Source organism: Nitrosomonas sp., from assembly GCF_019752095.1.
Classification (GTDB): Bacteria; Pseudomonadota; Gammaproteobacteria; order Burkholderiales; family Nitrosomonadaceae; genus Nitrosomonas.
The window spans coordinates 1-13119 of record NZ_JAIEMO010000048.1; the positions used below are offsets into that span (position 1 = coordinate 1).

The 13119-nt window shown below is 44.8% G+C and carries 12 protein-coding genes and 1 pseudogene; 9 read left to right on the forward strand and 4 right to left on the reverse strand.

What is annotated here, in order from left to right:
• Nucleotides 1–643: 643 nt before the first annotated feature.
• Nucleotides 644–1882: a diguanylate cyclase gene (locus tag K2Q13_RS13195; RefSeq protein ID WP_292921739.1), complete on the reverse strand. Its 1239-nt coding sequence runs from the start codon at nucleotides 1880–1882 to the stop codon at nucleotides 644–646.
• Nucleotides 1883–2135: 253 nt separating this feature from the next.
• On the opposite strand from K2Q13_RS13195, the gene K2Q13_RS13200 reads away from it, so the two are divergent.
• The 8 genes from K2Q13_RS13200 (at nucleotide 2136) to K2Q13_RS13235 (ending at nucleotide 8914) form a co-directional block, all read left to right on the forward strand.
• Nucleotides 2136–2543, forward strand: coding sequence for a PTS fructose transporter subunit IIA (locus K2Q13_RS13200; protein WP_292921741.1), 408 nt, complete (start codon nucleotides 2136–2138; stop codon nucleotides 2541–2543).
• The gene (locus K2Q13_RS13205; RefSeq protein WP_292921743.1) at nucleotides 2533–2802 is read left to right on the forward strand and encodes an HPr family phosphocarrier protein; all 270 of its coding nucleotides are present in this window, start codon (nucleotides 2533–2535) and stop codon (nucleotides 2800–2802) included. The genes K2Q13_RS13200 and K2Q13_RS13205 overlap by 11 nt, the downstream gene beginning before the upstream one ends.
• A complete protein-coding gene (gene ptsP / locus K2Q13_RS13210) occupies nucleotides 2799–4526 on the forward strand; it encodes a phosphoenolpyruvate--protein phosphotransferase (protein ID WP_292921745.1) in 1728 nt (575 codons plus the stop codon). Before K2Q13_RS13205 ends, ptsP begins: the two co-directional genes overlap by 4 nt.
• Before the next feature lie 75 nt (nucleotides 4527–4601).
• Entirely contained in the window at nucleotides 4602–5729 is a 1128-nt protein-coding gene (locus tag K2Q13_RS13215) for a homoserine O-acetyltransferase (RefSeq protein ID WP_292921747.1), read from the forward strand.
• 21 nt (nucleotides 5730–5750) lie between these two features.
• Nucleotides 5751–6368, forward strand: a complete 618-nt coding sequence (gene metW, locus K2Q13_RS13220; protein WP_292921749.1) for a methionine biosynthesis protein MetW — start codon at nucleotides 5751–5753, stop codon at nucleotides 6366–6368.
• A gap of 5 nt (nucleotides 6369–6373) precedes the next feature.
• Nucleotides 6374–6952, forward strand: coding sequence for a plasmid pRiA4b ORF-3 family protein (locus tag K2Q13_RS13225; RefSeq protein WP_292921751.1), 579 nt, complete (start codon nucleotides 6374–6376; stop codon nucleotides 6950–6952).
• A gap of 475 nt (nucleotides 6953–7427) precedes the next feature.
• The gene (locus K2Q13_RS13230; protein WP_292921760.1) at nucleotides 7428–7850 is read left to right on the forward strand and encodes an acyl-CoA thioesterase; all 423 of its coding nucleotides are present in this window, start codon (nucleotides 7428–7430) and stop codon (nucleotides 7848–7850) included.
• A 143-nt stretch (nucleotides 7851–7993) separates the two neighbouring features.
• On the forward strand, nucleotides 7994–8914 hold the full coding sequence (locus tag K2Q13_RS13235; protein ID WP_292921753.1) for a sulfotransferase domain-containing protein: 921 nt from the start codon (nucleotides 7994–7996) through the stop codon (nucleotides 8912–8914).
• Between the two features lie 411 nt (nucleotides 8915–9325).
• On the opposite strand, the gene K2Q13_RS13240 is transcribed toward K2Q13_RS13235, so the two are convergent.
• The gene (locus K2Q13_RS13240; protein WP_106705663.1) at nucleotides 9326–9529 is read right to left on the reverse strand and encodes a cold-shock protein; all 204 of its coding nucleotides are present in this window, start codon (nucleotides 9527–9529) and stop codon (nucleotides 9326–9328) included.
• A 368-nt stretch (nucleotides 9530–9897) separates the two neighbouring features.
• Here K2Q13_RS13240 and K2Q13_RS13345 point away from each other — a divergent pair.
• Nucleotides 9898–10853 (forward strand): annotated as a pseudogene (locus K2Q13_RS13345) (catalase).
• Nucleotides 10854–10990: 137 nt separating this feature from the next.
• On the opposite strand, the gene K2Q13_RS13260 reads toward K2Q13_RS13345, so the two are convergent.
• Both K2Q13_RS13260 and K2Q13_RS13265 read right to left on the reverse strand, forming a co-directional pair.
• The gene (locus K2Q13_RS13260; protein ID WP_292921756.1) at nucleotides 10991–11356 is read right to left on the reverse strand and encodes a surface-adhesin E family protein; all 366 of its coding nucleotides are present in this window, start codon (nucleotides 11354–11356) and stop codon (nucleotides 10991–10993) included.
• Nucleotides 11357–11475: 119 nt separating this feature from the next.
• On the reverse strand, nucleotides 11476–12903 hold the full coding sequence (locus K2Q13_RS13265; RefSeq protein ID WP_292921758.1) for a hypothetical protein: 1428 nt from the start codon (nucleotides 12901–12903) through the stop codon (nucleotides 11476–11478).
• Nucleotides 12904–13119: the final 216 nt, after the last annotated feature.

Genomic DNA, 13119 nt, shown 5'->3' on the forward strand with positions numbered 1-13119 from the left:
GGGCGAAGGCTGGTTGAAAACCAGCAGTCTGAAGAGCGCTTTTAATACCTCGCTGCTTGCGGCGGGGTGCTTTATTTATCTATATACGGCTACTCATCATTTTGATGAGTAGCCAGAAAACACGGTATTAACAGGAGTTGGAACACTAACTGCATTGCAGCTGCGAGAACATTTTTCAACAGCCTGTTAATTAAAATTAATTTCTTCTGAGGTATTTGTTGCGGTATATCGATTTTTTTGAAAAAGGACCAGTGAGCGTTTTATGATGCGGTATCTTATCAATGCTACGGAGGAATGTAATTGGTCAAAAAACATCAGTTCGACAAGAATCTATTTCGTGGCTCAGCAATGCTTGCACAAGAGTGAAGTCATTCATCTGACGATCCAGCCTAATAAAGAATGTATTGTGTAATGTGAAGGGAAGGTAATCAGGGCAGATAAGCAAGACCAGGGATATGGAATTGCGGTTCAGTTTACTAAGATGATGTTTGGTTAAGTTGAGTCGTTGAAATTTAATCTGTGTGGGATTGCCCCGCTCCTTGAGGCGAAAGCTGATTGAAAGGGGGAGTTAATACTCCGCGCTTGCGGCGAGGTGCTTTATTTCTGCCGTAGTTCAGTTTAAGCTCAATCCTGGCAGTGCGAGTTAAGAGACTTTTCTGCTGGTTATTGTATGGTCTGCCAGCTCAACCCGGTTTCTACCTTTATGTTTAGCTTGGTAAAGCGCCTCGTCTGCTTTTTTTAATAGCGATTTCTCATTCAGTGTTTTTGCTTCTGCACCGATCGCCACGCCTAAGCTGATTGTTATGGAGACAAAGGTCTCATTGATTTTAATTTCTTTGCAAGCAACTGCATTACGAAATCTTTCTGCAGCTTTTAACGCGCCATCCAGATTATACGGCGAGAGGATTGCCAGAAACTCTTCACCACCATAGCGTCCGATGTATTCATGAGAACGGGCTGACTGAGTCAGCCGGTTGGCGATTTCACATAATACTGTATCCCCTGCAGGATGGCCGTAGGTATCATTTATGGCTTTGAAGTGATCAATATCGATCATGATGATTGCTATGTTGTAACCTCCTCGTTTAGCACGTTGGATTTGTTTGTGCAGAATGTCAAATATACCGGGGCGGTTGAGTAAGCCGGTTAGCGCATCATGTGTGACACGTTGTTCGAGTGATTTTTTCTGTGCCTTGAGTTGTTTGTTTAATTTTACCCCTTGGTATAATTTGTTTTTTTCAATCAGAATAGATACTTGGCTGGAGATTTGTAACGCTAGATCTTGTTGTGAATGTAAATCTTTGCAGGCATTCTTATTGCGACTGGAAAAGAAAATAAACCCGGTTGGTTTGCCACCGGCAAGCAAAGGGCAAATGAGACAGGAGCGGATACCTTCGCTAAAAATGGCTTGCGTAAGGCGGGATTTTGAGTGTTTTTCCAAGTGTGCATTTACATCATCAATAATTAGCATGTCTCTGGGGTTTATAAGCGCTAGTAGACTGCTGTCGGATGTGGGAATAGTGAGTCCGGTGTTTAATATCAATGGCTCATAGCTGGCACGTGACCAATGTAATTTAAGTTTGTTTCCATCATTTTCGAGCAATGCCAGGCTTATCCGATCGTAAGGCAAGTGATCCTGGAAGGATTCATAGATATGGTTCAAAACATCGATTAAATGAAGATTGCGGTTGCATTCGACCATAATCTTATAAAGAGATTGATTTCTTTTTAGTTGTTTCTGAAGATAGCTGGATAATTTTTCTAGCGATTTTCCGAGGCGACCAATTTCGTCATCTCCGGTTGGAATATCCGATGTGAGATCGCCTTGAGACATTGCTTCAGCCGCTCTGAGTAGTGCCTGGATTCGATCATTCTTTTCCATGTTTTTGCAACCCACTAAATGATAATGTTTTGTATGCCAAGACACCAAGTGCGTATTCTATTAATCGTTTCATCAGCTTTTGAGTGGTCGGTGGGTCATTAATTCACTAGATTCTATTTTCCTCCAAAATGCAAGATTGATGAAATGTCTTTGCATATAAATATTTTCAGGATAATGTCTGACCATAAGGTATTTAAGTAACGCCAATGCTAAAATCTTTAGTCAAATTTCAAGAGAGATGTAAATAAACAAAATGATAGGGATTTTAGTGCTCACGCATGAAGATTTGGGGGATCATTTGATTCGCTGCGCGAGTCATGTGGTGGGCATGAAACCGCGGCAGTTGTCGTATTTAGGTGTTTTTATCCAGGATGACCCTGAGGACGTATTAGTTAAAGCACGCAAATTGATAGAACAACTGGATAGTGGGGATGGCGTTCTGGTATTGAGCGATATGTTGGGTGCGACACCCTGCAACATTGCCAGTCGATTGGTACAGTCTGGGAAAGTGGAATGTCTTGTCGGTGCCAACTTGCCGATGCTGGTGCGTGTGATAACTTATAGGAATGAGCCGTTATCTGATGTCATCAAGAAAGGGTTCAGCGGCGGTCAGAGTGGCGTGATGCAAATTAATGCGGAAGAATCAAATCATGCAGATTAAGGAAATCGAAATTATCAACAAACTGGGCTTGCATGCGCGAGCTTCAGCAAAACTGACCAAACTGGCCAGTCAGTTTAACAGCGAAGTCTGGGCGACGCGTAATAGCCGCCGCGTCAATGCAAAAAGTATTATGGGCGTAATGACGTTGGCGGCCAATAAGGGTTCGCGCATACAGCTTGAAACTACGGGTGATGACGAGATTGAGGCGATGACAGCATTGGTCGCATTGGTTGAAGATTATTTTGGCGAGGGTGAATGAGCTTTATTTTACATGGCATAGGTGTATCGGAAGGCATCGCAATCGGTCACGCGCATCTGGCTGATCCTGCCGCTTTGGAGGTGGTGCACTATCTGATTCCCAAAAACCAGGTAGAGAAAGAAATTGCACGGCTGAATAGTGCTTTTGCTGTGGTGCGGAAAGAATTCGAGGCGTTGCAACAATCTGTTGCAGATGGGCATGCGCGTGCGGAGTTTAGTGCATTTCTCGATTTGCATTTGATGATCTTGGATGATCCGATGTTATCAGAAGCCACTCGCAGCATGATTGCGCAGACCTATTGCAATGCCGAATGGGCATTAACGCAGCAGATGCAGGAATTGTTGGCGCAGTTTGAAGCAATTGAGGATGCATACCTGCGCGAACGTAAGTCCGATGTGAAGCAAGTGGTTGAGCGTGTACTCAAAGCGATGTTGGGGCATCCCAGTTCTTTGCCGATTGCGACGAAGTTGGCTGGCGACAGTATTTTGGTTGCGCACGACCTAAGTCCCGCCGATGTGATGCAGTACAAGCAACATCAATTCATTGCTTTCCTGACCGACTTGGGCAGCCAGACATCGCATACTGCGATTGTTGCGCGCAGTCTCAATATTCCTTCGATCGTGGCATTGCACCACGCGCATCAGTTGATTCTGGAAAATGACTGGCTGATTGTCGACGGGACTCATGGCATCATAATTGTAAATCCGGATAAATATGTTCTGGATGAATATCGCCTGCGGCAAAGCCAATTCGGATTGGAAAGGAAGAAGTTACAACGTCTTAAAAGCGTTGCTGCGGTGACATTGGACGGCACGCAGATTGATTTACATGCCAACATTGAACTGCCGGAGGATATTGCGCAAGTCAAAGAAAGCGGTGCTACTGGCATTGGGTTGTTCCGTAGTGAGTTTTTATTTCTGAATCGCGATGATTTGCCGGATGAGGATGAGCAATTTGAAGCGTACCGCACGGTGGCGGCGAAAATGCATAAGTTGCCGGTCACCATACGCACATTCGATTTAGGCGCGGACAAGAGTCTCAAGGGGAGTGAACAAGTTGCGACTAATCCGGCATTGGGTTTGCGCGCGATTCGATTAAGCCTGGCAGAACCCAAAATGTTTCACAAGCAATTGCGCGCTATTTTGCGTGCTTCCAAGTACGGCGAGGTGCGTATTCTGGTGCCAATGCTGTCCAATGTTGCGGAAATCGATCAAACACTGCATTACATTGAGTATGCCAAACAGACTCTACGCGATGACAAAATTCAGTTTAATGAACATATTAAAATCGGCGGTATGATAGAAATACCAGCGGCTGCCTTGTGTGTCGAATCTTTCATGCGAAAACTGGATTTCTTATCGATCGGCACTAACGATTTGATTCAGTATACTTTGGCGGTTGACCGGATTGATGATACGGTGGCGCATTTGTACGATCCCTTTCATCCGGCCATACTCTGGCTGGTTTCGCATATTATCCAGAGTGCCAACCGGGCCAAAGTGCCGGTATCTATCTGTGGTGAAATGGCTGGTGACAAACAGTTCACGCGATTGTTGCTAGGTATTGGATTGCAGCAGTTCTCCATGTATCCATCGCAGTTGCTGACGGTGAAAAACCAGATTCTGAAGAGCCATTTGCCTGATATTATTCCACTAGCGCAAAAAATCATCAAAACGGACCAACCGGAAAAGATGACTGCGTTGCTGGCTAAATTGAATGACTAGTATGCGCTAATCTATTGACGATATAATAGCCGACAAAATGTTCGGTTGTTTCACCGGAATTCTCCTTTTATACAAATGCAAGATTCAAAATCAGTGGGTATAGTAATTCCCCAATACGTACAGATTGATAAGCCATTGCAGCTGAAAAGCGGGTTGTCGCTGGATAGCTATCATTTGGTGTATGAAACCTACGGACAACTGAATGCTGCAAGATCTAATGCAGTATTGATTTGTCATGCACTTTCCGGCACTCATCATGTGGCTGGTGTTTATGCGGAAAATGAGAAGAGTGTCGGCTGGTGGGACAATATGGTCGGGCCGGGCAAGCCAATTGATACCAATCAGCTTTTTGTCATTGGCGTGAATAATCTGGGCGGTTGTCACGGCTCTACGGGGCCGGCCAGTCTCGATCCTCGTACTGGCAAGCATTATGGCGCGAGCTTCCCCATAGTGACGGTGGAAGACTGGGTCGAGGCGCAAGCACAATTGGCTGAACATTTAGGGATTGAGCAGTTTGCCGCCGTGGTGGGCGGTAGCTTGGGCGGTATGCAAGCGATGCAATGGACGCTGGATTATCCGGAAAAAGTTCGCCATGCTCTGGTGATCGCGGCGGCCCCCAAATTGACCGCACAAAATATCGCATTTAATGATGTTGCCCGCCAGGCGATCATGACCGACCAGGAATTTTACGGTGGTAATTTTTATGCCTATGATACTCTGCCGCGACGTGGCTTGCGACTGGCGCGCATGCTGGGGCATATCACTTACCTTTCCGACGATTCAATGGCGGCTAAATTTGGTCGCAGTTTACGTAATGGTGAACTTTCTTTCGGTTTTGATGTGGAGTTCGAAATCGAGTCGTATCTGCGTTACCAAGGCGACAAATTTGCTGATTTATTCGATGCCAATAGTTATTTGCTGATGACTAAAGCACTGGATTATTTTGACCCAGCCGGATCTTATGATGGCGACCTGAGCTCGGCATTCCGGGTGGCCAAAGCAAATTTCCTGGTGATATCGTTTACCTCGGATTGGCGTTTTTCACCCGAGCGCTCCCGGGAAATCGTCAAAGCCCTATTAAAAAATGAGCTTAATGTAAGTTATGCGGAAATTGCTTCCAGCCATGGCCATGATTCGTTTTTGATGACAACGCCTTGTTATCATCAACTGGTGCGGGCGTATATGGACAATATTTCTATTTAAGTAAAAATGTGATCATTAATTATGACTGATACCACAGCACCATCAACCATTGCATTGCGCCCGGATTTTGCCGCTATTGCGGAGTGGATTAATCCTGGCGCGAAAATACTCGATTTGGGTTGCGGTGATGGCTCGTTATTGCGCTATCTACGCGATACGCGTAACGTCTTTGGCTACGGTGTGGAAATCGATGATGATAATCTTCTCAGTTGTTTTCGCAATGGTATCAATGTAATTCATAATGATCTGGAAGCAGGGTTGTCGAGTTTTGCGTCGGATTCGTTCGATTATGTCATTCTGTCGCAGACCTTGCAGGCTGTGCGCAACACCGAGGGTATCATTCAGGAAATGCTGCGGGTCGGCAAGGAAGGGATTATTTCCTTCCCCAATTTTGGCCACTGGAAAAATCGCGTGCAAGTAATTTCCGGACGTATGCCTGTGTCAGAAACATTACCGTATAATTGGTACGATACGCCGAATATTCACCTTTGCACGCTGGGTGATTTTGAGGCACTGTGTCAGCAGTGCAACGCGCGAATTTTGGAGCGCAGTGTGATGAATAATCATTATCGCCCAGTAAATTTCCTGCCAAACTTAAGAGGAATGCTGGCATTTTACCGTTTTGAAAGTAGAGACTAATAGTGATGGCAACACGTTTAGCAGCAAAATCTTTACGCTCCATTTATCAGCTTAAAGTAACCCTGAAAGGGATGCGTCCGCCAATATGGCGCAGGATTTTAGTTGCGAGCACGACTAAGTTGGATGATATTCATCTCATTTTGCAAATCGTGATGGGCTGGACCAATTCCCACCTGCACGAGTTTATTCAAGGGCAGGCTCGTTATGGTGAGCCGGATGAGGATTTTCCTTCAGATGCTCAAGATGAAACGCAATACCGGTTAGATCAAATATTGAAGAAAGAAAAGGAAAAGCTGATCTATATCTATGATTTTGGTGATGGCTGGGAACACGAGGTGGTTCTGGAGAAGATTCTGCCCTTTGAAACTAGTGCTGTTTTACCCATTTGTCTGAAAGGGTGCCGCGCCTGTCCACCGGAAGATATCGGAGGTATTGGAGGGTATATGATGTTTCTGGATGCAATTTCTGATCCGACACATCCAGAACATCAAGTCATGTTGGAATGGATTGCTGAGGATATTGAAGGTTTATTTGATCCGGAAACATTTGATCTTGCTGAAGTGAATCAACTGCTGCAGAGTTAACTCCCAGTCATTGACTTAGACAGGAATTCATAGGGTCGGATTTCTAGAGCGTGTAACAACTTTCTCCATATGTTTCAGAGCATTAAGTTCCGCTTTAGAAAGCCCTGATTTTTTGTCTGGCCTCATAGTGCAAGGGGCCGCAAATCTGCCAGGTAAAGTATTGGTGTATCAGTTTTCGAAACATCTGTTCTGAATCCAATCCACGTTGTTGACATAAAAACCTGATCCAGCTTTTCGATTCCAGCGACAATAAACCATCTGCTAAGCCTGCTCGATATGTTCGATCAGACGAATTTTTTCTTTGGTTTCACAGGCCGACAGGCAAGATCTGGCGGCATCGAACAGAATTTCCATAATGTGTGTCAAGGCTGTTAGAAAAGGTTTGAGAAAAAGAAAGCATGGCCTAACACAAAACATTAATATATTCTTGGATTCTGTGTGTGATGCACAAACCCTCATAAGCGAGAAAACGGCTATGCTTGATAAACTTCATGATCCAGCGTTCCATGCTCCGTTGCCGGAAGGGCAGCCCATATTGCGCATGGTGCCGACGTCGTCGGACACTAATTATGCTGGTGATATTTTCGGCGGCTGGATCATGTCGCAGGTGGACATCGCCGGCAGCATTCCGGCGATCCGCCAGGCTCGTGGGCGGGTCGCCACGGTTGCGGTCAATTCGTTTGTTTTTAAACAGCCGGTATTTGTTGGTGATCTGGTCAGTTTCTATGCCGACATCATTAAGGTTGGGCGCACTTCGATTACCGTTGATGTGGTGGTGTACGCGCAACGCGGTGTGCGCGAAGGTGGCGAGGAAATTTGCATTAAAGTGACCGAAGCCGTTTTGACTTATGTGGCGATCGATAACGATCGGCGACCAAGAGTCGTATCGCAGGAATAATATATGGATCAAATGCAAGCCAAGCCCGTTGCTCATTAAATCGAGCACAGATTTTGTTATAATTCATGATCTGCTCGTGGCGGTTGCTTGCTAATTCGAGTGTGTCCCTAAAGGTTAACAACATTTAATAACAGGTTACCGAAATGCAGAATTTACCTCAACGTACTCATATCTATCAGAATCATCATTTCGACAGCACACGCTGGGATTATTTTCAGTCGCGTGATGATGATATCGTGATTGCAACCTCATACAAGGCGGGTACGACATGGACGCAAGCGATTGTCGCGCACTTGCTCTTTCCGGACGGGAATTTCCCGGCTCCGCCTGCGCAAATGTCGCCGTGGCTGGACATGCGGATTGTTCCGCTCGAAGTGGTTTTGAACAACTTGAAATCGCAGCAGCATCGTCGCTTTATCAAGACGCATCTGCCGCTTGATGGCGTGCCTTATAGTGAAAAAATTAAATACCTCTATGTCGCCCGCGATGCCCGTGATGTTTTCATGTCTTTGTGGAATCACTATGCGAAGATGAAGGAAGAAGTTGTCATGCTGTTTAATATGTTGCCTGGCCGCGTGGGCGATGAACTTCCGCCTGCACCCGAGGATATTCATGAATTCTGGAAAAATTGGATATCCCGCGGCTCTTTTGCGTGGGAAACGGACGGCTGGCCGTACTGGTCGCATCTTGCCAATGTTCAGTCCTGGTGGAATTTTCGTCAATTGCCCAACATTCAGTTGTTCCACTATGGTGACATGCTCGCAGACACCGAGCGCGAGGTTCGCCGCATTGCCGCTTTTCTGGGGATCAATGTGCCCGAGCAAGCTTGGGATGGCATCATCAAGGCCGTTTCATTTGCCGAGATGAAACGTCAAGGCGAATTGTATGCGCCAGGAGGCGGTCAACTCTGGAAGGGGGGCGCGGATACTTTTATGCACAAAGGCACCAATAACCGCTGGCGCGACGTGCTCTTCGACGAGGAACTGGCGCTTTATGATGTTGCTTGCAAACGTGCGTTGACGCCTGATTGTCGGGAGTGGCTTGAGAATGGAGGAACGATTTGATTTGGAAACTTGCTGCTGTCTCGTTAACATTAAAGCAGGCAGCTTGATTGAACCATACATAATTGGAGATTTTTGCAAAAATCTCAATTGGTACAATAAGTTTCCACATAACTCAGATTTTCCATTAGAAAATTTCAAGGAGAAAAGATGAGATAAAGTTATAAAATCTCAGTCAAGGATGGACAACAAAAGTATGTGTCAAATTCTTAGATCGCTGCAGCTGAGTTTAATTGAAAAACGTGACTTTATGGCTTCATTGCGAGAAGATTCATCCAACGATAAACAGGCCAATAATATCAGATCGCTTTGTTGTTAGAATGTATGGGACAGATATGATAAAAACTAAAAATTCTGTAATAAAAAATCGACCGCTTGCGGTCGATTTTTTATTAATGCTGCTTTAAGCTATATTTACTGCGGTACGATATTGGATGCTTGTTTACCCTTAGGGCCAGTTGTGATGTCGAAGGTAACACGCTGAGCTTCTCGTAGTGATTTGTAACCGCCACTGGTGATTGCAGAGAAGTGAGCAAATATGTCTTCCCCACCGTCATCCGGGGTGATAAAACCAAAACCTTTAGAATCATTAAACCATTTTACTGTACCTGTTGCCATATCTATTTCCTTAATAATTAATAATTTATGCTGCAACTATGAGATTCCATAGTAGTCATCGAATATCAAGGAAAAAGCTCAAGCAATCGCATCACATTTCACAACTTGAATCCAAAAGACCCGTATACAATACACGTTTATTGGTAAAGTTCAAGTTTTTATTATTTTGATTCGCATAGTGAAGATTAAGTCTTCGTTATGGAAGTTCACAACCTCATGATAATAATTGGTTAAGATCCTGTATGGCGGATAGTTCAACGAGCGAATTATGGGTATGAAAAAATAATATTGTCGAAGATATTTTTGCCTAAATTCGTTGTCTATTTTTGTTAAAAGGAGATTGCTGTGAGTGATTCAAGAAATTGACCATGGCCGGCGGTGTACCAGTACCCGAAAATCAAAATACTATAACAGCAAGGCCACGAGGCCTCGCGTTATTGTAGGATGTTTGGCTGCTCGAGAAACTGGCGCATTTCGATCGCGAGGTGATCCCGGAGTGACGCATGCATGCAAAAGTTTCTGGTGCTTACGGTAGATTTACTGTGACATGGTTGGCAATGACACGCCGGTGTTTTACATGCACGCCCCACTCAAGTTTCCCGACTTGAATCATGTTGTCAAGTGTAACCCGCGCACCAACATGCGTAGCACAAAAAACAATTGGGATTTCTGGATTTCTTTATCGGAAGCTCATGCATCCAATGTGGCATGCAATCTATTTACCTGACCAAGGTATGGCCGCACAGGGATTTTCCGCTGATCGAAGTGGGTATGATGGAACCAAATCGCAATCTGGAGAATTTTCTTGCTGAGGTTGAACATCACCGGCTAACTATTAGTCTCCCGCCGGATCAGATGCTGCAAGATTGTATTTTCTCTTATTGCGATGCGCAACGCTACCGGCTTGTGTCAATCATCATTTAATATCTGTTAATGCGCCGCGCTGCCCGTTTCACAGCTATCACCGCGATGGTCAGATGCGTGTTGACGGTAATCACGGCGGTACGCTCGGTTATGAACCCAACAGCTATGGTGAATGGCAGGAGCAGCCGGATTTTCGTGAATCACCGCTATCGGTTGGTGGTGCTGCCGATCATTGGAATCATCGTGAATATGCCGAATATTTTCGCAACCCGGCACTCTATTCCGTTTGATGACACTAGCGCAATAACAAACCTTGTTTGCAAACACGACTAATTCGATCAGCGCCACTCCGCGCGAGATTCGGATCCCGCTTATCCGACATTGCCTGAAGGCTGATCCTACGTATGGAAAAGGCATTGTTGACGCTTTGGGTATTTCGTTATCGGATGTTACTGCCTAAGGTAGAGCAGCGGCAGTTCACCTAGGCGGTCATCAAGGTAAGCTCTAACAAGTCGCTGAAAAACCATCTATGTTGCCTCAACTGCTACGAATCTACTTGCTACTTTGGCAAATAGTGTGTATGGACATGCACTACAGTTAGTCACTACAAGCCACCTTCCATTCTGCTTCATCGACACTATCTGGTTTTACCGGGACCCATTTTTGCGGTTGATTGTATGAGCGGATCAGATCACCGCCTTCCATGTTCCAGCTGAAGAACTTGTATGCTAGCTTGCGCATTTGTTTTTGTTTGCAATCGTAATCACGGCGGATTATTTCCGATAAATATTCAACGCCGGAGCTTTTCTGAACGGTTTTGTAATCAAACAAAGCCCACATTTTAGCCCGGTCGCCGACCTTGCTGATTGAAGTCAGATCAGCGTAGGCAGTAAAGCCGCCCCTAAGATTACTTTCACCTACTTTGGTCCATTCCGCCATCGCGCTGGTACTAATAAGGATCATTGCTAAAGCTAATAGTTTTATCATGTTTCGATTTTGTTTGTTATCAAGATAGTTGTATGAAGAGCAGTATGCTTAATAGTACCGTTTATTTAGTAACAATCATAGCGGATGCATCAGTATTATTGTTGTGTTGAGTCTTCTGCAGTGAGGGTAACATTTTTTTTAACAATTGCCTGTGCACGTTCAATTTTTACCATGTCTTTTTTTATTCTTTCTTCTGATTTATTATTGACTTGGGTCATGTATTTGATATTGATGCTATGCTCGCCTACCGGGACATTTCCGAGGATATAGAATCCCTTTTCATCGGTAATCGAATGAATTTGTGGTGATTCAGATAACGATACCTCAGCTTTTTGTGCCGGTTTCTCGAAATTTTTATCTTTGTTGTTCAATGTCACGACCCCGGCAACGGCGCCGTATTGAGGTCCGGAATGATTGTTCGGAGAGATTTTATTGGCGATGGATCGCACCATCAGCAGGATCGTTTCGGATGCGAATCCGGCGGTGAATGCTAAAGCGACCGCATTGGTGGTATTGCTCGGTTCGATCAGGTAGTACGCAAGAATCGCCAGAAATGGCGCCGAAATGAATTGCACCATCTGAAAGATCAAATATTCGCGGAACTCATATTGGGTGAGCTTGGGTTGCTTTTCTGTGGCAATATGTTCCGCACCTGCTTGTTTTTGCAGCTCTGGCAACCGCCTGGTCAGGCTGATACTGCCTCCCATTAATGCAAGAATGATAAAATAAAGAGGGACCAGTAGGCCTCCGCTGACTTCACAAGTGATTGCTTTTCCATAAGAATCAGGATTATTGCTCGAGCATTTATTGACATGGCCGCCGATATTGATAACCCATGCGCCGGCTGATTGCGGGTAAGTGGTGGGAGCATCTTTGACTGCTTGATTATTCAGTTGCTCATCAGGATCCGTAGCTGCTGAATGCTTGGTAGATTCTTGGTTATCGACAGACTTTGAGTTCGATTTGAAACAACTCAGATTGTTTGATTTGCTGTCCAGAGAACAGCCGACAAAAATTGAAATTGGCCGGTCACGAAACGTTTCGGCGGCATTGGGCTTATCAAATGATGTGATGAAGGGATAAAAAGTCATCAATAATGACAACAACATAAAACTGTAAGCAAAGATCATCCATTTATCTCGTTGCCGAGATCTTTTTTCTTCCAATTCCTTTTTCTGCTCTTGATTTAGTCCTTCCATTGCAGGAGATTCGATTTGATCGGAATAAATTTGCACGAAAATAATGCAAGTGAAGATCATTCCCGGCAGTATCGGAATCGTCAATGAGGCATCGCCAAGATTGGCGCGTATCAATGCCACGGCGAAATAAATAAAATTGAAACTGTAAGCAAGAATCCAGAACCAGTTGTTTTTAATCTGTGCTGGAATGGAAGCTATTAAGCGATCAAGAGACGTGGACGCATCAGATTCGGATTCTTTTTGTTTCTCAGAACGTATGCTCTCGGGTTGTTCAGGTTGATGGATTGTTTTTTGAGTAGAGTCAGGCGTTTCATCCACATTCATCGCATTTATCCCAGGTATTGGAAACTTGGTGGTTCTTTAGCTGGATGATAGCTTAACGTTTATTAGGCTGTATCACAACTTGGATTCTAATTTGTTGTGGCTATAAGAGTGATATGTGCTGTCAATAATGGAGTCCATATAGTTAAGCAACAGCTAGATTTGCATAGTATCGCTGGGTAAATTCTGCTGGTGATAGATAGCCAAGTCTTTCTTGCT

Bases quoted from the DNA above. Each gene is read 5' to 3' on its own strand.
- K2Q13_RS13195 (WP_292921739.1), bottom strand. From the start codon at position 1,882: ATGGAAAAGAATGATCGAATCCAGGCACTACTCAGAGCGGCTGAAGCA.
- K2Q13_RS13200 (WP_292921741.1), top strand. From the start codon at position 2,136: ATGATAGGGATTTTAGTGCTCACGCATGAAGATTTGGGGGATCATTTG.
- K2Q13_RS13205 (WP_292921743.1), top strand. From the start codon at position 2,533: ATGCAGATTAAGGAAATCGAAATTATCAACAAACTGGGCTTGCATGCG.
- ptsP (WP_292921745.1), top strand. From the start codon at position 2,799: ATGAGCTTTATTTTACATGGCATAGGTGTATCGGAAGGCATCGCAATC.
- K2Q13_RS13215 (WP_292921747.1), top strand. From the start codon at position 4,602: ATGCAAGATTCAAAATCAGTGGGTATAGTAATTCCCCAATACGTACAG.
- metW (WP_292921749.1), top strand. From the start codon at position 5,751: ATGACTGATACCACAGCACCATCAACCATTGCATTGCGCCCGGATTTT.
- K2Q13_RS13225 (WP_292921751.1), top strand. From the start codon at position 6,374: ATGGCAACACGTTTAGCAGCAAAATCTTTACGCTCCATTTATCAGCTT.
- K2Q13_RS13230 (WP_292921760.1), top strand. From the start codon at position 7,428: ATGCTTGATAAACTTCATGATCCAGCGTTCCATGCTCCGTTGCCGGAA.
- K2Q13_RS13235 (WP_292921753.1), top strand. From the start codon at position 7,994: ATGCAGAATTTACCTCAACGTACTCATATCTATCAGAATCATCATTTC.
- K2Q13_RS13240 (WP_106705663.1), bottom strand. From the start codon at position 9,529: ATGGCAACAGGTACAGTAAAATGGTTTAATGATTCTAAAGGTTTTGGT.
- K2Q13_RS13260 (WP_292921756.1), bottom strand. From the start codon at position 11,356: ATGATCCTTATTAGTACCAGCGCGATGGCGGAATGGACCAAAGTAGGT.
- K2Q13_RS13265 (WP_292921758.1), bottom strand. From the start codon at position 12,903: ATGAATGTGGATGAAACGCCTGACTCTACTCAAAAAACAATCCATCAA.